Origin of the sequence: Streptomyces smaragdinus (genome assembly GCF_009604385.1) — a bacterium.
Classification (GTDB): domain Bacteria; phylum Actinomycetota; class Actinomycetes; order Streptomycetales; family Streptomycetaceae; genus Streptomyces; species Streptomyces smaragdinus.
The window spans coordinates 23,084-44,635 of record NZ_WEGJ01000045.1 but is presented as its reverse complement, the minus strand read 5'-3'; the positions used below and the strand labels follow the sequence as shown (position 1 = coordinate 44,635).

At 70.4% G+C, this 21,552-nt stretch carries 18 protein-coding genes and 1 tRNA gene; 9 read left to right on the top strand and 10 right to left on the bottom strand.

Annotated elements, in window-relative coordinates:
* Positions 1-106: 106 nt before the first annotated feature.
* Both SRB5_RS31695 and SRB5_RS31690 read left to right on the top strand, forming a co-directional pair.
* On the top strand, positions 107-556 hold the full coding sequence (locus SRB5_RS31695; protein WP_153456922.1) for a hypothetical protein: 450 nt from the start codon (positions 107-109) through the stop codon (positions 554-556).
* Between the two features lie 14 nt (positions 557-570).
* The gene (locus tag SRB5_RS31690) at positions 571-927 is read left to right on the top strand and encodes a hypothetical protein (RefSeq protein WP_153456921.1); all 357 of its coding nucleotides are present in this window, start codon (positions 571-573) and stop codon (positions 925-927) included.
* A 206-nt stretch (positions 928-1,133) separates the two neighbouring features.
* Here the strand turns inward: SRB5_RS31690 and SRB5_RS31685 are convergent, their stop codons facing one another.
* Both SRB5_RS31685 and SRB5_RS31680 read right to left on the bottom strand, forming a co-directional pair.
* Positions 1,134-1,316, bottom strand: coding sequence for a hypothetical protein (locus tag SRB5_RS31685; protein ID WP_153456920.1), 183 nt, complete (start codon positions 1,314-1,316; stop codon positions 1,134-1,136).
* A gap of 173 nt (positions 1,317-1,489) precedes the next feature.
* Positions 1,490-1,611: transfer RNA gene (locus SRB5_RS31680), tRNA-OTHER, on the bottom strand.
* A 98-nt stretch (positions 1,612-1,709) separates the two neighbouring features.
* On the opposite strand from SRB5_RS31680, the gene SRB5_RS31675 reads away from it, so the two are divergent.
* Both SRB5_RS31675 and SRB5_RS31670 read left to right on the top strand, forming a co-directional pair.
* Positions 1,710-3,239, top strand: a complete 1,530-nt coding sequence (locus tag SRB5_RS31675; RefSeq protein ID WP_323378810.1) for a glycoside hydrolase family 43 protein — start codon at positions 1,710-1,712, stop codon at positions 3,237-3,239.
* Between the two features lie 131 nt (positions 3,240-3,370).
* Positions 3,371-4,429, top strand: a complete 1,059-nt coding sequence (locus tag SRB5_RS31670) for a LacI family DNA-binding transcriptional regulator (protein ID WP_153456919.1) — start codon at positions 3,371-3,373, stop codon at positions 4,427-4,429.
* A 15-nt stretch (positions 4,430-4,444) separates the two neighbouring features.
* On the opposite strand, the gene SRB5_RS31665 is transcribed toward SRB5_RS31670, so the two are convergent.
* The 5 genes from SRB5_RS31665 to SRB5_RS31645 all read right to left on the bottom strand — a co-directional run bounded on the left by SRB5_RS31665 (position 4,445) and on the right by SRB5_RS31645 (position 11,139).
* Positions 4,445-6,184 carry a CocE/NonD family hydrolase gene (locus SRB5_RS31665; RefSeq protein WP_153456918.1) on the bottom strand — a complete coding sequence of 580 codons (1,740 nt, stop codon included), beginning with the start codon at positions 6,182-6,184 and terminating at the stop codon, positions 4,445-4,447.
* Positions 6,185-6,297: 113 nt separating this feature from the next.
* Positions 6,298-7,809 carry an arabinosylfuranosidase ArfA gene (gene arfA, locus SRB5_RS31660; RefSeq protein WP_153456917.1) on the bottom strand — a complete coding sequence of 504 codons (1,512 nt, stop codon included), beginning with the start codon at positions 7,807-7,809 and terminating at the stop codon, positions 6,298-6,300.
* Between the two features lie 108 nt (positions 7,810-7,917).
* Positions 7,918-8,814 (bottom strand): carbohydrate ABC transporter permease, encoded by an 897-nt coding sequence (locus SRB5_RS31655; RefSeq protein WP_153456916.1) that lies wholly within the window; start codon positions 8,812-8,814, stop codon positions 7,918-7,920.
* Complete coding sequence (locus tag SRB5_RS31650) at positions 8,811-9,836, bottom strand: carbohydrate ABC transporter permease (protein WP_153456915.1); 1,026 nt, start codon at positions 9,834-9,836, stop codon at positions 8,811-8,813. Before SRB5_RS31650 ends, SRB5_RS31655 begins: the two co-directional genes overlap by 4 nt.
* 10 nt (positions 9,837-9,846) lie before the next feature.
* Positions 9,847-11,139, bottom strand: coding sequence for an ABC transporter substrate-binding protein (locus SRB5_RS31645; protein ID WP_153456914.1), 1,293 nt, complete (start codon positions 11,137-11,139; stop codon positions 9,847-9,849).
* Positions 11,140-11,455: 316 nt separating this feature from the next.
* Between SRB5_RS31645 and SRB5_RS31640 the strand changes: the two genes are divergently transcribed.
* Positions 11,456-12,970, top strand: a complete 1,515-nt coding sequence (locus SRB5_RS31640; protein WP_153456913.1) for a GH39 family glycosyl hydrolase — start codon at positions 11,456-11,458, stop codon at positions 12,968-12,970.
* Positions 12,971-13,404: 434 nt separating this feature from the next.
* Positions 13,405-15,645, top strand: a complete 2,241-nt coding sequence (locus SRB5_RS31635) for a glycoside hydrolase family 9 protein (RefSeq protein WP_323378809.1) — start codon at positions 13,405-13,407, stop codon at positions 15,643-15,645.
* Between the two features lie 34 nt (positions 15,646-15,679).
* On the opposite strand, the gene SRB5_RS31630 is transcribed toward SRB5_RS31635, so the two are convergent.
* Positions 15,680-16,171: a hypothetical protein gene (locus SRB5_RS31630; protein ID WP_323378807.1), complete on the bottom strand. Its 492-nt coding sequence runs from the start codon at positions 16,169-16,171 to the stop codon at positions 15,680-15,682.
* Entirely contained in the window at positions 16,168-17,631 is a 1,464-nt protein-coding gene (locus SRB5_RS31625; protein WP_153456912.1) for a helix-turn-helix domain-containing protein, read from the bottom strand. The genes SRB5_RS31630 and SRB5_RS31625 overlap by 4 nt, the downstream gene beginning before the upstream one ends.
* A 197-nt stretch (positions 17,632-17,828) precedes the next feature.
* Between SRB5_RS31625 and SRB5_RS31620 the strand changes: the two genes are divergently transcribed.
* The gene (locus tag SRB5_RS31620) at positions 17,829-18,293 is read left to right on the top strand and encodes an ATP-binding protein (protein ID WP_153456911.1); all 465 of its coding nucleotides are present in this window, start codon (positions 17,829-17,831) and stop codon (positions 18,291-18,293) included.
* On the opposite strand, the gene SRB5_RS31615 is transcribed toward SRB5_RS31620, so the two are convergent.
* A complete protein-coding gene (locus SRB5_RS31615; protein WP_153456910.1) occupies positions 18,259-18,663 on the bottom strand; it encodes a CU044_2847 family protein in 405 nt (134 codons plus the stop codon). The genes SRB5_RS31620 and SRB5_RS31615 overlap by 35 nt on opposite strands.
* Positions 18,664-19,177: 514 nt before the next feature.
* Between SRB5_RS31615 and SRB5_RS31610 the strand changes: the two genes are divergently transcribed.
* The gene (locus SRB5_RS31610) at positions 19,178-20,752 is read left to right on the top strand and encodes a S8 family peptidase (RefSeq protein WP_153456909.1); all 1,575 of its coding nucleotides are present in this window, start codon (positions 19,178-19,180) and stop codon (positions 20,750-20,752) included.
* 258 nt (positions 20,753-21,010) lie between these two features.
* Complete coding sequence (locus SRB5_RS31605) at positions 21,011-21,463, top strand: phospholipase (protein WP_153456908.1); 453 nt, start codon at positions 21,011-21,013, stop codon at positions 21,461-21,463.
* The last annotated feature ends 89 nt before the right edge of the window (positions 21,464-21,552 follow it).

Sequence of the window (21,552 nt, the reverse complement as noted above, 5' to 3'; positions counted from 1 at the left end):
GCCGGGCGCTTCGGCGTCTCCTCGGCCACGGCGAGCAGGGAGGCATCCCGCCTCATCGAGGGTGGATTGGTTCTGGAGCGACGGCGGGGGACGCTGAGGCTGCTGCGTGCCGATACCGAGGGGCGCCCCCGCCCCCAACCCGGTCGCCTTCGTCCACAACCCTCACACCTGGGCGGACCCCGAGGGCCTCACCCCCACACCGGGCTGCGGGATCGACGACGATACGTGGGAGGCGATCGAGAGACAGTACGGAACGGATGTCGCCGACGGTGTCAACCACAACTTCGAGCGGATGACCGACGGCACGAAGAACGGCCCCGACCACTCCCTCGCCGGAATCGGCAACGACCCGCAGAAACTCGCCGACTACCTCAACTCGTTCAAGGGCAAGATGACGCACATCGACACCAAGGGCCAGGGGTCACGCGTTGCGTATGATGCCTCCCGCGTGGATTCCCAGGGGCGCGGTGTGCTCATCGTGCAGACGCCGTACCGGATCAGCGCATATCACTATTCGCAAGATGCCTTTGAGTCGGGGAGATACGTCCTGCCGTGAGAGCGCGATTTTCCATGGAACGCACCGACGACGGCCACTACCGCCTGCGTCTCTCCCGTCAGCAGCAGGCCATGGTGTACGAATGTCTGGTCTTCGCCCGCGACTCGGACGAGGAGGAGGCGATCGTGTACACCGGCAGCGGCCGGCAACCCCTCGCCACCCTCGCGGCCCGGCTCTCCCCCCAGTCCGGTGAAACGGCGTGGACCCTCACTCCCGGCGAACTCCACACGGTCTACGCCACCCTGATCTTCGCGGTGACCGAGCTCTACACGGAGGAGGACTTCCACACCCGGATCGGCTGGTACAAGGAAAACGCCGTGGCACTCGCCCGCGACATCACCCGGCAACTGCGCGGCGGCGGCATCGCGTAGCGGCGGCACCGATGGGGGTCGCCGGTCGTGTGGTCGGAGATACGGCGATCGGTCCGGCCGGCGTTCGTCCCGGACGCGGCGAGGATCATCGGCGCCGCGCCCATCCCACGCTCTGCCGGCCGGATCCCCGGCACCCGTCCGTTCGCCCCGGCATCCCACGGACCTCGTGGGGGCTCGCCCTCATCCGCCGTCCGTCAGCGCCGTGTTCACCGGAGGCGGAAGCCTGGACCGGTGGGAGACGAGCGGGGAGAGGGCGGCGGTCCGGACGGGGACAGGACCGGGGCGGGGACCCGCAGCGCCGCCGCCCGGTGGCGGTCCTCCTGCTGGTCGCGCAGTGCGGCGTCCAGGGCGCGCAGGCGGGTCAGTGCCGCCGGGTCGCGGTCGCGCATGTCCTCGTGCAGCGGTGTGGTGATGAAGTCCAGGCACGCGGTGAGCAGGCGCTGCGTGGACGGCGTCGGGGGGGCCGGGTCGGGGGGTGCGTAGCCGCTGGTCAGATAGCGTGCGGGCGAGCATGTCCGCCTACAGGGATCTTGCGTTGTCCGCTCTCATTCTTGTGCGGCCGCGGTGCCGACGGAATTCGAACCCGCGGGACGATCCGGAGCAGAGCCTGCTCTCCCGTCGTCCAGTCGTCGTGCCCGGGGCCTCGGGCACGACGAGCGCAATGGGCCACTCTGCCACGGCACCGATGTCCTCCGGCTCGACGGGTTCGCCGGAGCGGGTGGGTGTGGATGATGGTCCCACCACGCCCCGCACAGTCCGTCGGTTCGAAGGGATACACGCCTGTGCATACGTACCAAAACCCTGTGATCAGTGGGTTTCACCCCGATCCGAGTGTCTGCCGGGTCGGGGACGACTTCTATCTCGTGTGCTCCAGTTTCGAGTACTTCCCCGGGCTGCCCGTCTTCCACAGCCGGGATCTCGTGCACTGGGAGCAGATCGGCAACGTGCTGGACCGGCCCGCGCAGTTGCCGCTGCCCCTGCCGGGGGCCAAGGCGTCCGGGGGGCTCTACGCACCCACCATCCGGCATCACGGCGGGCGTTTCTGGGTGATCAACACCAACATCGACGGTGGCGGGAACTTCGTCGTCACCGCCGAGCGGCCGGAGGGGCCGTGGAGCGATCCGGTGTGGATCGATCTGGAGGGCATCGATCCCGACCTCGCGTGGGACGAGGACGGCACCTGCTGGTGCGCCTTCTCCGGGCCCGCGGGCGGCGTCAACCTGGCCAGGATCGACCCGGCGAAAGGGAGGGTGCTGGAGGGGCCCTTCCCCACCTGGTCGGGCAGCGGTCTGAAGTTTCCCGAGGCGCCGCACCTCTACCGCGTCGGGGAGTGGTGGTACCTGCTGATCGCCGAGGGCGGCACCGAGCGCGGGCACAGCGTGTCCGTCGCCCGGTCCCGCTCGCCGCGCGGGCCGTGGGAGGGGGCGCCCGGCAATCCCCTGCTGTCGCACAGCGGTACGGCCCGCCCGATCCAGAACACCGGTCACGCGGATCTCGTGCAGGCGGTGGACGGCAGTTGGTGGATGGTGCTGCTCGGGGTCCGTCCGCGCGGTTTTACGCCCGATGTGCACGTGCTCGGCCGGGAGACGTTCCTCACCCCGGTGCGGTGGGACGAGGACGGCTGGCCGGTCGTCGCGCCCGTGCCCGAGAGCCATCCGGCGCCGGGCGGTGCCTGGCACCCGTTCCCGGAGCCGCCGGCGCGCGACGACTTCGACGGGTCCGTCCTCGCGCCGCGGTGGATCTCCCCGTTCGCGCGGCCCGACGGCTCCTGGTCGCTGACCGAGCGTCCGGGCTGGCTGACGCTCACCGCCACCGGACCCTCGCTCGACCGTCCCGGGTACACCTCGGTCGGCCGCCGCCAGCAGCACCACGACTGCCGTGTGACGGCGCTGATCGACCCGGGTACGGGGCGCGGCGGTCTGAGCGTGCGGTACGACGAGGCCCATCACTACGACGTGCAGGTGGGCGGCGGGAAGGCCGAGGTCGTCGCGCGGATCGGCCCGGTGCGTCAGGTGATGGCCTCGGTGGGGGTGCCGCCGGGCCCGCTGGCCCTGACAGTGGCGATGCGGACCTCCGGCCTCGTCCCCGCGTCGCCCGAGCTGACGGACGGCGGGACCACCGGACCGGACACCGTCGCGTTCTGGCTGGGTGATCCCGGCGCCCCGGAGGGCCGGCTGCTCGCCGAGCTGGACGGACGGTATCTGTCCACGGAGGTGGCCTGCGGCTTCACGGGCCGGGTCATCGGCATGTACGCCGTCGAGGGCAGGGTCGCGTTCGACTGGTACGAGTACGTCCCGGCGCCGACGGCCTGAGGCAACCCGGAGCCCGGAGGACATCGGTCCCGAAGTGCCGAAGGCCCGGAGGCCCGGGAACCGAGGCGCCGGGACGGCTCCGCCGGCGCCCCGTGGTCCCGGGCGCTTCCCGCGCTGGATAGCCTTTCCCCATGTCCCCCCGACCCGCCGGCACCCGGCCGACACTGTCCTTGGTCGCCGAGACCGCCGGTACGAGCGTGCCCACCGTGTCCAAGGTGCTGCGCGGCGGAACGGATGTGTCGGCCGAGACGCGGGCGAAGGTCATGGCCGCCGTGCGGGCCGTGGGCTACACGCGCCGGGGCGGGGCCAAGATCGACCAGGTTCCTGACGAGACCGGCCGGTCCCACGTGCTCGATCTCGTGGTCACCCACTACGAGGGGTCGTGGGCGAACCTGGTGACGGCCGGCGTCGGGCGTGAGGCGGCGGCCGCGGGGCTGGACGTCGTGCTGACGCTCGCCGACCCCGACAGCGACTGGGTGTCGCGGCTTCTGCGGCGACGCGGTCTGGGCACCATCGGGGCGCTGGTCGATCCGACCTCGCCGCAGTTCAACGCGCTGTACGCGGCCGGCGTCCCCGTCGTGCTGATCGATCCGATGACCACGCCGCCGACGGGGGCGGCCAGTATCGGCGTGGCGAACTGGGACGGCGGGCGTACGGCCGCCGAGCATCTGCTGGTCCTCGGCCACAAGCGGCTGGGCGTGGTCGCCGGGCACGCGCGTCATCTGTTCGGCCGTGCGCGCGTGGACGGCTTCCGGGCGGCGGCCTACACGGCGTCCGACGGCGGTGCAACGGTGTCCGTGACCCACGGCGGCTGGAACGGTGTGAAGGCGGAGGCCGCGACCCGTGCCCTGCTCGACCGCGAGCCGGGGATCACGGGGATCTTCGCCTGCTCGGACGAGATGGCGCTCGGCGTGTACGACGCGCTGAACGCCCGGGGGCTGCGGATCCCCGAGGACGTGAGCGTGATCGGTTTCGATGACCTGCCCGAGGCGCGGGTGATGAGCCCGGGGCTGACGACCGTCCGGCAGCCCAGTACGGAGCTGGGCGCCACGGCCGTCAAGCTCCTGGTCGAGCTCTCCCGCGGGGAGGACGGCGGCGTGCGGCCCGCCGCCCGGATGGAGCTGGCGACCGAACTCGTCGTCCGGGCCTCCACCGGCCCCGTTCCGGCGACCGAGGGGCGGCGCGGCTGACCCGGGGCGCCGGCCTCAGTGCGGGACGTCCGGCAGCGTCGTCAGGACGAGTCGGCTCGGGGCTCCGGTGCCGTACCGGATGGTGTGTTCCGCCGGGGCGGGGACACCATCCGGCTCGTGGGCGTTCACCCCGATGTCCCACCGGGGGGAGGAACTCGGGGCCAGGTCGACCCGTATCCGGTGGCCGGACCGGAAGACGTGTGCCGTCGACCAGAGGTCCACGGTCAGCTCCAGTTCCTCGCCCGGCACGACCGGCCGCCGTTCGCCCTCGCCGGTGACCGGGTCGGTGAACCGGGCCGACGCCCGCCGTACGCCGTCGGCGACGAGGGTGCTGCGGCCGTCCGGGTGCTCGTCGCAGAGCCGGACGACCAGGTCGGCGTCCGTTCCCGTGGTCGTGAGGTGGATGGCGGCGTGGATCGCGCCCATCGCGGTGAGGGGTCCGGCGAGCGGCGCGGAGCGCCACGAGAGCACGTCCGGCCGGGACTCGATCGCGCGCTGGTCGGCGGGGCCCGGCCCGTACGGCGCGAAGAGGAGGACGGCGCCGCCGCACGTGGGGACGGGGTTCGCGGGATCGCTCGTCAGCCGTCGTTCGCCGGGGTGCGGGGACGGGTCCGGCGTGAGGGAGCCGCCGGCGCCCAGGTGCAGGTCGAGCGTCCGGGCGTGCGGCGGCGGGAAGCGGGGCGGCTCGATCCACCGGTCGGCGCCCATCAGGAACACGCGCACCGGTGGTGTGTCCTGCGTACCGCCGCGCAGGGTGGCGTCGAACCAGCGCAGATGGCGTTCGGTCAGGTCGCCGCCGTCGCCGCGGTGAGCGGCGGACGCGGACGGGCCGAAATCCACGCCGGCGATCCGGCCCGACAGGTTGTCGTGCGACCAGGGGCCGACGAGAAGCCGCGGCACCGGCCCGCCGGTCTCCTCGGCGCGGCGCAGCAGACGGCGGTGGATCTCCAGGGTCGACCCGAGGAAGACGTCGAACCATCCGCCGATCAGGAGCACGGGTACGTCGATCGCGCCGACGCGGCCGATGATCTTCCCGGCGCGGTGGCTCTCGGCGCCGAAGGGGTCGCGCAGCCGGTCCAGCCCCCACCGGACGATGGCCTCGGCGCCGGAGTCCGTGTGCAGCGCGCCGGCCCGGTAGGCGTCCCCGGTGGCGAGGGCGCGTTCGGTCACCTGCCGGCGTGCCTGTTCGGCGTCCCGTTCGTCCGGTGAGGCGGTGCGCGCGATCAGGTCCGGGGCGATCGCGTGGTGCGTCCACGCCAGCGTGCTGCCGATCTCCGGTACGCCGCCGCGGAAGCGGAATCCGTCGAACGCCGACATCGCCGGGCTCAGGGCCGCGGCGATCGACCGCAGCGCCGGGGCGTCCCCCAGCAGGGCGCTGAACTGGGTCTCCGACGCGTAGGACGCGCCCCACATGCCGACGGAGCCGGTGCATTCGGGCAGCGCCGCCAGCCATGCCACGGCGTCGGCGCCGTCGGCCGTCTCCTGGGTACTGGGGCGAAAGACGCCCTCGGAGCCGTGGCGTCCCCGTACGTCCTGGAGCGCGACGAGGTATCCGGCGGCGACGAGCCGCCCGGCGTCGAGCATCCCCTCGTGTTCGTCGCGGGTCACGTCGTAGGGGTGGCGGGTCAGCAGGGCGGGCCACGGTCCCGGCCCGTGCGGGATCAGCAGGATCGTCCGCAGCCGCGTTCCGTCGCGCAGTACGCAGGCGGCCTCACGGCGTTCAGGGACCGGTGACGGCGGGTTCGGCTCAACCATGTGTTCCTCTCGGGTGTGCCGGTCCGTGCCCCGTACGGGACGGGGCGGGTCGGTACGCGCTGCCATGGGCCGGCCCGGTGCCGCGGCGGGACGTGGCCGCGGCACCGGGCGTCTCACGCGCCCGGCCGCGCGAGGGCGATCGCCGTCCAGGACACCGGGGGCAGTTCGACGGTGAGCACGCCGTCGGCGAGGGTCGCGCTCTTGTTCGCCGAGGGGGTCACCCGGTTCTGTTCGGCGAGGGTGTTCTTCGCGTACACGTCGGGGTCGGCGAGCGTGACCGCCTCGGTGACGCGGGACAGTCCGAGGTCGCGTACGTCGATCGTGACCTGCGCGGATTCGGTGAGGTCACGGTTGACGAGGAAGACCGCGGCGTGGTCCTCGTCGACGGTGGCGACGGCGTCGACGACCGGCACGTCGCCGTACCGCGCGGTCTCGCGGGCCGGTGTCTCGATCACGGGGCGGATCACCTCACCGGACGCGAGCCGGCTGGTGATCGAGAAGGGGTAGAAGGTGGTCTGCCGCCAGGCCGGGCCGCCGGGTTCGGTCATGATCGGCGCGATCACGTTGACGAGCTGCGCGAGCGACGCCGAGGTGACGCGGTCGCCGCGCTTGAGGAGGGTCATCAGCAGGCTGCCGACGACGACCGCGTCCGCGACCGAGTACTTGTCCTCGAGTTGCCGGGGTGCGTGCCGCCACTCGTCGTTGACCTCCTGGGACGCCTTGTGCTCCTCGAGGTACCAGATGTTCCACTCGTCGAAGGAGATGTTGATCTTCTTGTTGGAGCGCTTCTTGTGCCCCACGTGGTCGGCGGTCGCGACGACGGTGTCGATGAAGTAGTCCATGTCGACCGACGAGGCGAGGAAGGAGCCGAGGTCGCCGTCGTGCTCCTGGTAGTAGGCGTGGCACGAGATGTAGTCGATGTGCTCGTACGCGTGCTCGAGTACGGTGCGCTCCCAGTCGCCGAAGGTCGGCATGCTGGAGCCGGAGGAGCCGCAGACGACGAGTTCGAGGTCCTTGTCGGCCGTCTTCATGGCCGCCGCGGTGCGGGCGGCGATCTTGCCGTAGTCGTCCGCCGTCATGAAGCCGGTCTGCCAGGGGCCGTCCATCTCGTTGCCGAGGCACCACATGCGCACGTTGTGCGGTTCCGGTGTGCCGTTGGCGACGCGCAGGTCCGACAGCGTGGTGCCGGAGGGGTGGTTGGCGTACTCGAGGAGGTCCAGGGCGGGCAGGATGCCCCGGGTGGCGATGTTCACCGCGAGCATCATCTCGGAGCCGGTGAGCTTGAGCCACCGGGCGAACTCGTCGAGACCGAACTGGTTGGTCTCGATGGAGTGCCAGGCGAGATCGCGGCGCACCGGGCGCTTCTCGCGGGGGCCGACCGAGTCCTCCCAGCGGAAGCCGGAGACGAAGTTGCCGCCCGGGTAGCGGATGGTCGTGCTGCCGAGCTCCCTGACGAGCTCGACGACGTCCATGCGGAAGCCTTCGCCGTTCGCGCTGGGGTGCTCCGGTTCGTAGAGCCCGGTGTACACGCAGCGGCCGAGGTGCTCGACGAACGAGCCGAAGGTGCGGCGCCGGACGGGAGCGATGACGGCCTGCCGGTCGAGCTCGATGCGGACGCGGGGCAATTACGTGGTCCTTTCTCCGGGGCGCGTAGCGCGTCGTGGGGGGAGGTGCCGGTCAGTGGCCTGCCCCCGCCGGGCCGGCGGGGGCAGGCGCAGGCCCGGGGTGGGGGTTCAGCCCTTCACGGCGCCGGTGAGGCCGCCGACGATCCGCTTCTCGAAGACCGCGAAGAAGATCAGGGCGGGCAGCATGGCGAGTGAGGTGAACGCGAGGACCTTCGCGGTGTCCGTGGACCATTGCGAGGCGAACGCCTGGACGCCGAGCGGCAGGGTGTAGTTCGCGGTCGAGTTGAGGATGTACAGGGGCAGCACGTAGTTGTTCCAGCTGCCGATGAAGGCGAGGATGGAGACGGTCACGACGCCGGGCAGCGACAGCGGGATCACCATCCGGAAGAAGAACCCGAGCCGGCTCGTGCCGTCGATCGCGGCGGCCTCCTCGATCTCGTTGGGGATGGCCCGCAGGAACGGCACCAGGATGATGACGGTCGTCGGCAGGCCGAACGCGATCTGCGGGATGATCACTCCGAGCAGGTTGTCGTGCAGCCCGAGTTCCTTGACGATGATGTACAGCGGCGTGATCGCGATGACCAGCGGGAACATCAGGCCGGCCGCGAAGAGCGAGTACATGGCGCCCTTGAGCCTGAAGTCGTAGCGGGCGATCACGAAGCTCACCATCAGGCCGAGGACCACGATGCCGAGGGTGCTCGCCAGCGCGACCATCACGGAGTTGGCGAACTGTCCCCAGAACTGGCTCGACCGCAGGACGTCGGTGTAGTTGCTCACGACCCACGGGTCGGGCAGCCCGGCCGGGCTTGTGGTGATCTGCGAGTTGGTACGGAATCCGCCGATGACGATGTAGATCACCGGCGCGACGCAGGCGCCGATGAGCATCAGCGAGACGAAGTAGGTGACGGGGCTGCCCCACGTGTCCGGCTTGCCCGCGTCGCCGCGACGGTTCGTGCCGCCTCCCTCCGCCCGGGGGATCCGGGAGCCGGCGGTCGTCACGCTCATCGGTTCGTTCCTTCCGTGACAGCGCCCCGCAGATCACGGCGCAGGACGAAGCGCTGGTAGATCAGGGCGACGACGAGAGAGATCAGGAACATCACGACCGCGATCGCGCTGCCGTAGCCGTAGTTCCCCGCGCTGCGGCCCTGGGCGTCCATGTAGATCGCCATGGTCGAGGTGCCGGCGATGCCCGCCACGTCCGGACCCCAGATGATGTACACGAGGTCGAACAGCTGCAGCGAGCCGATGATCGACAGGAACGCCCAGATGCGGATCGTCGGCCCCAGCAGCGGCAGCGTGATGCGGCGCTGGATCTGCCAGTACGAGGCGCCGTCGATGGCCGCGGCCTCGAAGAGTTCGTCGGGGATCGACTGGAGTCCGGCGAGCATCAGGATGACCGCGAAGCCGATGTACTTCCAGGTGATGATGCCCAGCAGTGTCCAGATCGCCAGGTCCGGGTCGGCGAGCCAGTCGGCGCCGAGGAAACCGAGTCCGGCGTTCGACAGCAGACCGTTGAGCGCGCCGGACTCCGGCAGCATCAGGCTCCAGCCCGTACCCACGATGACCTCGGAGATGATGTACGGCACGAAGATGAGGACGCGGATGGCGGAGCGACCGCGGATCTTCTGGTTGAGCAGCAGCGCCATCGCGATGGCCAGCGGTCCCTGCACGACCAGCGACAGCCCCAGGATCATGAAGGTGTGCTTCATGACGTCGTGGAACGCCGGGTCCTCGAGGATCAGTTTGTAGTTGTTGAACCCGACCCACTCGGTGGGGGGCCCGTAGCCGTGCCACCGGTAGAAGCCGTAGTAGGCGGCGAGCGCGACCGGGAAGATCACGAACGCCAGGAACATGATGATCGCCGGTCCGGACAGGAAGGCGATCTCGAGTCGCATCATGGCACGGCCGCGGCGGCGCGCGGCCGCTCGGGGCGAAGCCGGGGACGCGGACCCGTCCGCGTCCCCGGCTCGGGGCGTGCCCTGCGACTGACGGCCGGAGACCATGTCAGTACCCAGGGTGTCGCTCATGGCTGCTCGCTCAGCCCTTCTCGGCGGCGGCGTTGGTGTCCTTGGCGATGTCGCCGGGGGTGCCCTTGCCCGCGAACAGGTTCACCACGGCCGTGTTCATCGCGTTGCCGACGCTCTGGCCGTACATGGTGTCCAGGAACTGCATCGAGTAGGCCGCCTTGTTGAAGGCCGTCAGCGCCGAGATGTTGTAGCTGTCGGTGACGACGCCCTGGGCGTCCTTGTTCACCGGGATGGTGAAGAACGCCTTGGCGTAGGCCTCCTGCTGCTCCTTGGTGATCAGGAACTGGAGGAAGCCGAACGCCTCCTTCGGCGCTTTCGTGGACAGCGAGTAGCCGCCGCTGCCGCCCATCATGGCGGTCGGGTCACCCTGGCCGCCGGGCACCTCGGGGAAGGGGAACCAGCCGAGGTCCGGGAGCGGCTTCTCGTCCGGGGTGAGGCTGCCGATCACTCCGGGGTCCCAGTTGCCCATGAGCTCCATGGCGGCCTTGTGGTTCGCGAGCAGGCCGGCCGACGAGCCGGCGCCCTGCTGGGCCGGGGTCGTCAGGAAGCCCTTCTGGAAGGGCTCGGTCTTCAGGAACTCCTCCAGGTCCTCACCGGCCTTGGTCCAGCACGGGTCCGAGAACTCGAGCGACTTGGCGGCCTCGTTCATGGTGTCCTGGGCGCACTCGCGCACGGCGAAGTTGTAGTACCAGTGCGCGGCCGGCCAGCCGTCCTTGGCGCCGACCGCGATCGGCGCGACGCCGATCTTCTTCAGCTTCCCGACGGCGTCCCCGAGCTCGCCCATCGTCGCCGGCGGGGCGGCGATGCCGGCCTGCTCGAAGAGGTCCTTGCTGTAGTAGATGCCCTCGGGCTGCGTGTCGAGCGGGATCGCGTAGACCTTGCCGTCGAGGGTGTCGCTCGCCAGCGCTGCGGCACCCACGTTCGCCCGGTCGGTGTCGGTGAGTTCCAGGGGTCGGATCTGGCCGGCGTCGACCATGGCCTGCATCTTGCCTCCGCCGCGCTGGAGGAAGATGTCGGGCGCGGAGTTCGAGTTGAGCGCGGTCTGCAGCTTGCCGTCGAAGTCCTCGTTCTGGACGTACTGGATCTTGATGTCGACGTTCGGGTGCTGCGCCTCGTACTCCTTCACGGACGCCTTCATGAACTCCGCGCCCGGACCCGGGGAGGCGTTCTCCCAGAAGGTCACGCTGACCTTGCCGCCGGACGAACCGCCGTCGTCCTCGCCGCTGCCGGCGCAGGCGGTGGCGGCGAGAGCGAGCCCCAAGCCGATCGCGACGGCCGTCGCGCTGCGCGTATTCCTCGTCATCGTGGAACTCCCTGATCTGTCGGCGTGATCAACACCTGAGGGCGGATGTTTGCGCAAAATAATGAAGCCATCCGCGAAGATGAGGCATGTGTACAGGCGTGTGCACGCAGCGGCAACACCAAAGTTTTCGCAAGTTGCGCAATCGTTACCGGGTGGGCGTATGTATTCCGCCGATGCGGTCCGATGCCTTGACACCCTTTTCGCGGACTCCCTAGGGTGCGCAGCGCTTGGGGCACGAGCACGGCCGCGATCCCTTCGCCCCGTGACCCGAGCACCCTCACCCCCCGCGTCCCGCGTCCCGCAGTGAAGGAATCCCATGCGGATCGTCGTTCCCCAGCAGCCGACAGCCCCGTTGTCCGACGCCTGGCGCACGTGCGTGGGCACGGGCCGCCTCGACCTCGCGCTGCGGCGCGACTACCAGGAATCCCTGGCGCTCACACAGCGGGAGATCGGCTTCCGGTACATCCGCGGACACGGGCTGCTGAGCGACGGGATGGGAGTTCACCGGCCGTACGAGCACGCCGGCGAACGACGGGTGCGCCACGCCTTCACGTATCTCGACCAGGTGGTGGACGCCTACCTCGAACTGGGCATCGCGCCCTTCCTGGAACTCGGCTTCACACCCTCGCAGCTCGCCTCCGGCGAGGACACCGTCTTCTGGTGGAAGGGCAACATCACCCCGCCCGCCGACGAGAAGGAGTGGGCGGAACTCGTCCGCGCCGTGCTCCGGCACCTGATCGACCGCTACGGCCTCGACCAGGTGCGCGAGTGGCCGATCGAGGTGTGGAACGAGCCCAATCTGCCGATCTTCTGGACGGGCGGACAGGACGGCTACCACCGGCTCTACGAGGTGAGCGCACTGGCCGTGAAGGAGGTCGACGCCGGACTCCAGGTCGGCGGGCCGTCCCTCGCACCGGGCTACCGGGACGAGTGGATCCAGCGCTTCGGCGCGTTCGTCGAGGACCGCGACCTGCCGATCGACTTCGTCAGCCGGCACGCCTACAGCAGCGGCCCCGAGCGGCACGTGCCGTTCGGTACGCATCAGACGCTCATGCCGGCGTCGGCCCTGCTGGAGCAGTTCGCCGCCCCGCGGCAGCAACTGGCCGGCACCCGGCTCGCCGGTCTGCCGCTGCACATCACCGAGTTCAACTCGTCGTACCGGCCGGACAACCCGATCCACGACACCGCCTTCCACGCGGCCTATCTGGCGCCGGTGGTGGCGGGCGGCGGCGACGTCGCGGACTCCTTCTCGTACTGGACGTTCTGCGACGTGTTCGAGGAGGTGGGCATCCCCACCGCCCTCTTCCACGGCGGCTTCGGGCTGCTGACTCACCGCCAGATCAAGAAGCCGGCCTATCACCTGTACGCCTTCATGGCCCAGATGGGCGACGCGGTGCTGGCGCGCGGCGAGGACCACCTCGTCACGCGGCACGGCGACGGCCGGGTCACCGTGCTGGCCTGGGCCCCGGCGGATCCGGCCGGCGGTGACCCCGTCGACGGGCACACCGTGCGGCTGTCCCTGCCCGTCGGCTCCCCCGGCGCACGGGGCTCCGCCTTCTGCCGGCGGCGTTCGGTGAGCGAGGAGGACGGCAACGTCTGGGCCGCCTGGTGCGAGATGGGCCGGCCCCTGGCGCCGACGGGCCGCCGGCTCGACGCGCTGCGGGAGGCCGCCGAACCCGGCCGCTCGCACCGGAGCGTGCCCGTCACCGGCGGACGCGCCGACGTGGACCTGGTCCTGCGCCGTCACGAGGTCACGTTCCTGGAGATCACCCCGGTCGTCGACGAGACACCCGAGTGGTGGGACGCCGGCCGGCTGCTCGGCGACCGGTGACCTCGGCGGCTCAGCCGCGTACACCCGCGCGGCAGGCCGCCGCGAACGCCGCCGGGCCCGCCCCGTACAGGAGCAGCGCCGTCACCGGCACGCCCGCCGTCGATGGCGGGGGGCGGTGGGCTCGAAGTAGCGGTGGAGGTAGTTGGCGGTGGCATCGTCGGGGGTGCCTTCCGCCGGCAGTCCGGGCGCCCCGGACGGGGACCAGCGGGCGACTCGATAACCCTCCGTAGCGCCTCCGAGGCACCCGCCGGTTGTCTCTCCCACGGGCCGCCTGCCTACCGCGTCGTAACCAAGGGTGATCGCCGGCGAGCGAGCCCGGACCGCCGGGCCGGGGTTGACGGCGCGTCACATGAGCCGCAAGCATGTTCCCCATGTCCATGGGAGCGCTCCCACCGGGGTGGGGGTGGCCTCCCACCCCCCATGAGGAGCTCACCGTGAGACGACCCAGAACGGTTGTGTTAGCCCTGATTTCCCTGCTGGCCGCAGGGCTGTCCGCGCTGCCCGCGGCGACGGCCGGTGCCGCCGAGGTCGAGCAGGTCAGGAACGGAACGTTCGACACCGGCACCGATCCCTGGTGGACGAGCAACGTCACCGCGGTGCCGGCCGAGGGCGAGCTCTGCGCGGAGATACCCGGCGGGACGGCGAACCGCTGGGACTCGATCATCGGGCAGAACGACCTCACCCTCGTCGAGGGCGAGTCCTACCGGTTCAGCTTCCGGGCCACCGGCACCCCCGGCGGCAACGTCGCCCGCGCGGTCGTCGGCCTCCAGGTCGAGCCGTACACCACGTACTTCGAGGTCAGCCCGCAGATCAACGTCTCCGGCGACGTCTACTCGTACACCTTCACCTCCCCCATGGACACCGCACAGGCGCAGGTCGCCCTCCAGGTCGGCGGCAACGCCGCGGACTGGAACCTCTGCCTCGACGACGTCTCCCTGCTCGGCGGCGTCCCGCCGGAGGTCTACGAGCCCGACACCGGCCCCCGGGTCCGCGTCAACCAGGTCGCCTACACCCCGCACGGCCCGAAGAACGCCACGGTCGTCACCGAGGCCACCGAGCCGCTGCCGTACGAGCTGAAGAACGCCGACGGTGACGTCGTCAAGAGCGGCACCACCACCCCGCGCGGCACGGACGCCTCCTCCGGGCAGAACGTCCACTCCATCGCCTTCACCGACTTCGACACCTCCGGCGCCGGCTACACCCTCACCGCGGACGGCGAGACCAGCCGCCCGTTCGACATCGGCACCGAGGCCTACGACCGGCTGCGCCTGGACGCCGCGAAGTTCTACTACACGCAGCGCAGCGGCATCGCGATCAGCGACGAACTGCGCCCCGGTTACGGCCGCGCGGCCGGGCACATCGGCGTCGCGCCCAACACCGGCGACACCGAGGTGCCGTGCCAGCCGGGCGTCTGCGACTACACCCTCGACGTCTCCGGCGGCTGGTACGACGCGGGTGACCACGGCAAGTACGTGGTCAACGGCGGTATATCCGTGTGGCAGCTGCTCAGCACCTACGAGCGCGCGAAGCTGACCGGCCACGCTGCCGAGCTCGGCGACGGGACGCTGGACATCCCGGAGAGCGGCAACGGCGTCCCGGACATCCTGGACGAGGCCCGCTGGGAGCTCGACTTCCTGCTGAAGATGCAGGTCCCGGACGGGCAGCCGCTGGCCGGCATGGCACACCACAAGATCCACGACGAGGCGTGGACCGGTCTGCCGCAGCTGCCCGCCACCGACCCCCAGAAGCGCGAACTGCACCCGCCGTCGACCGCCGCCACGCTCAACCTCGCCGCCGCAGCCGCGCAGGCGGCCCGCGTCTACGAGCACTACGACCCCGAGTTCGCGGCCGACGCCCTGCGCGCCGCCCGCAAGGCCTGGGCCGCGGCCCGCGCCAACCCGGAGATGTACGCCTCCGAGGCCGACGGCATCGGCGGCGGCACGTACTCCGACCGCAACCTCGACGACGAGTTCTACTGGGCGGCGGCCGAGCTGTTCCTCACCACCGGTGAGCCGGAGCTGCGCAACTTCGTGCAGAACTCCCCCGTCCACAGCATCCGTTACGACGCCTTCGGCCCGATCAGCTACGACTGGGCGCGGATGACCGTCCCGGCCCGGATGGACCTGGCAATGCTGCCGAGCTCACTGCCCGACCGCGACCAGGTCCGCCGCTCCGTGATCAGGGGCGCCGACCGTTACCTCGCGGAGGCGAAGGCCCAGCCGTACGGCCTGCCGTACAACCCGGACAACAACATGTACGACTGGGGCTCCTCGCACCAGGTGCTCAACAACGCGTCGGTGCTGGCCACCGCGTACGACCTGACGCACGACGGGAAGTACCGTAACGCCGCGCTGGAGAGCATGGACTACGTCATGGGCCGCAACGCGCTCAACATCTCCTACATAACCGGCTACGGAGAGGCGAACGCGCACAACCAGCACACACGCTGGTACGCCCACTCCCTCGACCCCAACCTCCCCGGCCCGCCCGTCGGCTCACTCTCCGGCGGCGCGAACTCGAGCATCCAGGACCCGGTCGCCCAGGCAAAGCTGCAGGGCTGCGTGGGTCAGTTCTGCTACATCGACGACATCCAGTCGTGGGCGACGAACGAGATCACGATCAACTGGAACTCCGCGCTCACGTGGATGGCCTCGTTCGCGGCCGACCAGGGCTGATCGAGGAGTCCCTCCCCCGGCCGACCGCCGCACCTCACCGGGTGCGGCGGCCGGCTCCATCGGGCCACACCACGTCGACGGGCAGGCCGGCCGTTCGTGCTTCCACGACCACGTCGGCGGTGCCACCGCCCTTTCCGGACGGCGGCTCACCGTTCCACACGGCGACCAGCCGGTCGGCCCGCTCCAGCAGCACCGCGTTGGCGGCCTCGTACGCCTGCCGGTTCGCGGTCTCGTGCGGCATCACCAGGACTTCGGCTGCTGCGGCGCTGAGGCGGTCGAAGACCTCGGCATGATCGGGCTTGACCTTGGCCTGCCGGTAGTCGCGCGAAGGGATGACGACGACGAGCGAGCCGCCGGCTTCGAGAACGGCTTCGGCAAACAGTGCGTCGGCACCCTTGGCGATGCAGGACACCCCGACCAGGCTGCCGTCGGCGTACTGCTCGAGGAGATCCCGCAGGGCCACGCGGACGACGGGAACGGTCTCGTCGGTGAGATCCATATGGCCGGTGACGGAGATCGTGGTCACGGAATGGGTTTCCCTTCGGCTAGCTGGGTCCGCAGGAGGTCACGGACTTCCCGGACAGCTGTCGGCGCGCTGTTCCCGACGGTGTACGGGTACAGGTATGTGAGCTGGTCACGCACGCGCTGGGACTGGGTCGTACCGGCAACTTCGACGGCCGCGCGAGTGCAGGTGGCGGCCGCGGTGAGGTCGCCTCGGAGGAAGTGGCATTCTGCCAGCCCGATTCGGTCCAGGACATGGCCCCGTCCGGTCTCCAGCCCGCGTGCGGCGAGCGCGCTGTGGATCTTCTCGGCTGCCGCTTCGGCGTGGCGACGAGGCTCGACGCGGGCAAGGTCGAGAAATCGGCCGCCGGTCACGCCGTCGAGTTCGGCTTGATCGAAGTAGTTGATCCAGTACGGTTCCACACCGGGCTTCGCGTTGGTGAGGGTTTCGGCCGCCCGATCGGTAGTGCGCTTGAACGCGCTGGTACGACCCATCGCCGCGTATGCCCAGGCTTCGCGGGTGGCCAGCATCGCCTTCAGCCTGGGCCCGGCTGTGGTGCGCGAACCTTCCTGGGCAAGGCGGACGAGTTCCAGGGCGTCGGCCGGACGGTCCCGGAAGAGCAGTTGGCGGGCCATCCCGGCGAGGATGTTCGCGCCGAACGGGGCGTCGCCCGCCGCGTGCGCGGCGCGCAGCGCGAGACGGTAATAGCCTTGGGCGGCGTGTTGCATGCCCGAGTCCCAGGACATCGACGCCGCGGTTCCGGCAAGTTGCGCCATGGTGGCGTACAGGCGTTGTTGGACCTCGGGCTGCTGGTGTTCGGCAAGAGCTGCGGCAATCTCGTCGAGCAGGCCGAGGACGGCTTTGCGGCGGAGCCTCCCTCCGAAGCGATGGGACCAGGTACGGAAAACCCGGGCCGTGGCTTCCAGTTCCTCGACCTCCTGCAGACTCAGTCGGCCACGACGGGCCGCGGAGGGAAGCTTCGGAACGCTGGGGGTGAGCCAGCCGTCGAGAGAGTCAAGAAGGGCCGGTCCGGTAACGACACCGGCAGCCAGGGCACGTGTTGCGGCACGGCGGTCCATCACCAGGTCGCTCCTCGTCAAGCGACTGGCCATGGCCGGGACTGTGTCCGGCTGCCACACCACCTCGGCGCTTGACCCTGCTCTCTGCTCCACATCGGGACCAGGCTGCGTCTTGCCGGTCTCCCACGGGCGGGAGGCGAGTCCGAGCAAGTGGCCTGGGATGCGCAGCCCGTCGGCAATGCGGCAGATCACGGCGTAGGACTCGATGCGTTGCTGTCCGGAGACGATGTTGGACACCTTGCCGGGAGTGAGCACACAGGCGGAGGCGATCCGATTCTGGCTGAGGCCCCCGTACTTCTTGAACAGCCTGAACGCTGCGCCGAAATCGTGCTCGCCGAGGGCTCGTCGTACATCGTCCCGGGTGAGCACATCGGCGGGGAGCGGGCCGGGGGTGATGGCGTTCATGGTGTCGGCCTCTCAGGTAAGCAGTGGGCCGGAGCACACCATATTACCCAGATGGTAACTCTAGGTGGCCATTCCTTCATTCTCTGCGAGCGGCAACGCTTGATCTTGTGGACGGCACAGGCAAGGGGATGACGATGAACACGGTTACGCGGATGAGTACGAGGATCGACTGCGCAACGTCCGTACAGACTTGGCAGATGACGTTTACCTCGCATGTGCGCAGCGTGTCTCTTGCCCGTCGTCTGGTGTGCAGGAGGCTCTGCAGGTGGGGCCACGGCACCGACGCCATCGACGTAATGGCGCTCATCGCCAGCGAACTGGCCACCAACGCCGTGCAGCACGCGCCCGGCCGTTACTTCCACGTGCGTCTGCTCGGGGATGACGGGCAGATCCGCATCGAGGTCTCCGACACCCTGCGCGCCGAACCCCGTCGCATGGATGCCGGACCCGACGACGAACGCGGCCGGGGACTCACGCTGGTTGCCGAGCTCGCCGACAGCTTCGGCAGCCATCCACGCGATGGGATCGGCAAGACCGTGTGGGCCGTCGTCACCGTGCCGCGGCCCCCGCGTGGTTCGACGGTCGCCTCCGACACCCTCGCGGAGGCGCTCGATGAGTCTCCGGCAGTTACGAGGCCGGCGGCGCCGGCTCGCCGGTGGTGAGGTCCCAGGTGGCCGAAAGGGTCATCGTCGCGTGGCCGTTGACGCCGACGATGCCCAGTTTGAGGTCCTGGCCGACCTGGACGCCGAAGGAGACCGAGAGCTGCTGGGGCGGCTGGGCGGCGGCGGTGACCGAGCGGTGCACCTCCTCCAGCAGGGGACCCAGCGGGCTCAGCATCGTCCGCAGCCCCTCGGTGGCGAGCACCGCGCTGCGGCCGCGCCGGCCGGCCACGGGGGTCGCCGTGCCGAAGCCCTCCGGGAGGTCCGGGGCGTCGCCGGGCGCCGGGCCGGGGCCGGTCGCCGGCTCACCGGCGTCGGAGAGTTCGAGCCGCAACACGGCTCCGGCCAGGTCCAGTTCGAGAGAGTCCGCCATGACCACATCTTGACCGACAGCCGCCGGTCACGCGGCCGCACGGTGCAAATGGCCCCCGTCTCCGGTGTCGGCCGGCCGGCAAAGGGTCGGTGGACGTCGGCCAAGATCCGCTTCGCCGTGTGGCGTTGGTCACATCGCACCCGAGAGCTCGACCCACTCCAGGGGATCCACCCCGCCGGAGGGCGAACGCCGCCGCACAGGCAGGCATTTCCCCAGGTCATACGCCGCATCACCGGTTAGCGGTCCCGTCCGCCGCCGGTCGCCGATCACCTCCGGCGACCGGCGCGCGTGTTTGTTCCGGTTGGCCTTGTTGCGCCAATACGTTTGTGTGGTGGGCGTGTTACTTCCGCGTAGGTCCTCTTGCGCAATCCGCGTAGACCCCGCAGTCTTTCGGTTGCGCAGGGCCATGACAGTTGCAATGGATTGGCATGGACCTGTCATGCGATGTGCCGTGCCTGCAGCCCGGCGCGTCGTCCCCCCACAAGTCACCACCGAACGCGAAGGAACCCCCCACATGGCAGAGATACGCCGTCACCGGCTCGGACTGACCACGGGCGCGAGCGCCGTGGCCGCGGCCTCCCTCACCTTCGGCCTCTGCGCGGCGCTGCCCGCGACCGCGGCCGAGCCCACCGGCACGGTCGTCAACGCCGGCGCCCCCGGCGCGGTCAAGGGCAGCTACATCGTGACCCTGAAGGACGGCACCGAGGCCGCCTCCTCCCAGGGCAAGGCCGTCGCCGGCAAGCACGGCGCCAAGGTCGGCAAGACCTTCCGCAAGGCGGTCAACGGCTTCACCGTCGAGGCGACCGCGGCCGAGGCGGCCGAGCTCGCCGCCGACCCGTCGGTGGCGCGCGTCGAGCAGAACCGGACCGTCTCCATCCAGGCCACGCAGACCAACCCGCCGTCCTGGGGCCTGGACCGCATCGACCAGACGAACCTGCCGCTGAACTCGTCGTACACCTACGACGACACGGCCGGCCAGGGCGTCACCGCCTACATCATCGACACCGGCGTCCGCATCTCCCACACCACCTTCGGCGGCCGGGCCCGCAACGGCTACGACGCCGTCGAGGGCGACAACGTCGCCCAGGACGGCAACGGCCACGGCACGCACGTCGCCGGCACCGTCGCGGGCGCCACCTACGGTGTGGCCAAGAAGGCCTCCGTCGTGGCCGTGCGGGTGCTGGACAACGCCGGTTCCGGCACCACCGCCGGCGTGATCGACGGCATCGACTGGGTGACGGCCAACCACTCCGGCCCCTCCGTCGCCAACATGTCGCTCGGCGGCGGCGCCAGCGCCACCCTGGACGACGCGGTGCGACGCGCCATCTCCTCCGGCGTGACCTTCGCGGTCGCCGCGGGCAACGACAGCGCCAACGCGTCCAGCTACTCGCCGGCCCGCGTCTCCGAGGCGATCACCGTCGGCGCCACCACCAGCACCGACGCCCGCGCCAGCTACTCGAACTACGGCACGATCCTGGACATCTTCGCGCCGGGCTCGTCCATCACCTCGTCCTGGAACACCGGCGACAGCGCCACCAACTCCATCTCCGGCACCTCGATGGCCACCCCGCACGTCACCGGCGCCGCGGCCCTCTACCTCGCCGACCACACCTCGGCCACCCCCGCCCAGGTGTCCGCCGCCCTCGTCGCCCAGGCCACCAGCGGCGTCGTCACCAGCCCGGGCACCGGCTCCCCCAACAAGCTGCTGAACGTCGGGGTCGGCGGCACCACCCCGCCGCCGTCCGGCAAGGTCTTCACCAACGCCACCGACTACACCATCGCGGACCGCGCCACCGTCGAGTCTCCCCTCACGGTCTCCGGCGTCACCGGCAACGCCCCCGCGACCCTGCAGGTCCCGGTGAACATCGTCCACACGTGGATCGGTGACCTCACCGTCCAGCTGATCGCCCCCGACGGCTCGGCGTACACGCTGAAGGCGTCCGGCACCGGCGGCTCGGCCGACAACATCAACACCACCTACACGGTGAACGCCTCCTCCGAGACCGCCAACGGCGTCTGGAAGCTGCGGGTCACCGACGGCGCGTCCGGCGACACCGGCTACATCAACTCCTGGGGCCTGACCTTCTGACCGCTCCCTGAGCACCCCCGACCGGCGACCGGACACGGACCCTGGACCCGTGTCCGGTCGCCGCACGCCTCCCGGACACGCGGGCCGTTCACCCCACGGACCCCTTAAGGGTCTTGTCAGCGGCACGGCTTACGGCCACTCTCGAGTCCACGCGCGTAAACAAGGCACCCGTACCAGCCAACACCCCGGACCCCCCGGGGTGTTGGAGCGTCTCCAGCCCGTGCGCCGCCCTCCGGCGCACCTACTCGAGGAGCTCTCTTGGCCCGTACCGCCCTGAAGGGTCTGGCCGCCGGCGTCGCCACGATCGCCACCGTCCTCGCCACGGCGTCCACCGCCACGGCCGCCCCCGCCGACAAACCGCAGGTGCTGGCAAGCTTCACGCAGACCAGCGTGACCAGCTACAACGCCTGGTCGGCCGCGGAGGCGAACCGCTCCGCCTGGTCGGCGTACGGCTTCATCTGGACGACCGACTACTGCAGCAGCTCACCCGACAACCCGTTCGGCTTCCCGTTCCAGAAGTCCTGTCAGCGGCACGACTTCGGCTACCGCAACTACAAGGCGATGGGCACCTTCTCCGCCAACAAGTCCCGCATCGACAGCGCGTTCTACGAAGACCTCAAGCGCGTCTGCGCCCGCTACTCCGGCGCCACGAAGACGGCCTGCGACAGCACCGCCTGGACGTACTACCAGGCGGTCCGCCTCCTGGGCTGACCCGCCGTGAACCCGTCCGTCCGCCACCGGGGTGTCGCCTCCCCGGTGGCGGACGGACAGCGGGAAGATCCTCGCAGGGGCCGGTGAAC

Coding starts and splice junctions, on each gene's coding strand:
- SRB5_RS31690 (WP_153456921.1), top strand. CDS start 571: ATGGAACGCACCGACGACGGCCACTACCGCCTGCGTCTCTCCCGTCAG.
- SRB5_RS31685 (WP_153456920.1), bottom strand. CDS start 1,316: ATGCGCGACCGCGACCCGGCGGCACTGACCCGCCTGCGCGCCCTGGAC.
- SRB5_RS31670 (WP_153456919.1), top strand. CDS start 3,371: ATGTCCCCCCGACCCGCCGGCACCCGGCCGACACTGTCCTTGGTCGCC.
- SRB5_RS31665 (WP_153456918.1), bottom strand. CDS start 6,184: ATGGTTGAGCCGAACCCGCCGTCACCGGTCCCTGAACGCCGTGAGGCC.
- SRB5_RS31655 (WP_153456916.1), bottom strand. CDS start 8,814: ATGAGCGTGACGACCGCCGGCTCCCGGATCCCCCGGGCGGAGGGAGGC.
- SRB5_RS31650 (WP_153456915.1), bottom strand. CDS start 9,836: ATGAGCGACACCCTGGGTACTGACATGGTCTCCGGCCGTCAGTCGCAG.
- SRB5_RS31645 (WP_153456914.1), bottom strand. CDS start 11,139: ATGACGAGGAATACGCGCAGCGCGACGGCCGTCGCGATCGGCTTGGGG.
- SRB5_RS31640 (WP_153456913.1), top strand. CDS start 11,456: ATGCGGATCGTCGTTCCCCAGCAGCCGACAGCCCCGTTGTCCGACGCC.
- SRB5_RS31625 (WP_153456912.1), bottom strand. CDS start 17,631: ATGAACGCCATCACCCCCGGCCCGCTCCCCGCCGATGTGCTCACCCGG.
- SRB5_RS31620 (WP_153456911.1), top strand. CDS start 17,829: ATGACGTTTACCTCGCATGTGCGCAGCGTGTCTCTTGCCCGTCGTCTG.
- SRB5_RS31615 (WP_153456910.1), bottom strand. CDS start 18,663: ATGGCGGACTCTCTCGAACTGGACCTGGCCGGAGCCGTGTTGCGGCTC.
- SRB5_RS31610 (WP_153456909.1), top strand. CDS start 19,178: ATGGCAGAGATACGCCGTCACCGGCTCGGACTGACCACGGGCGCGAGC.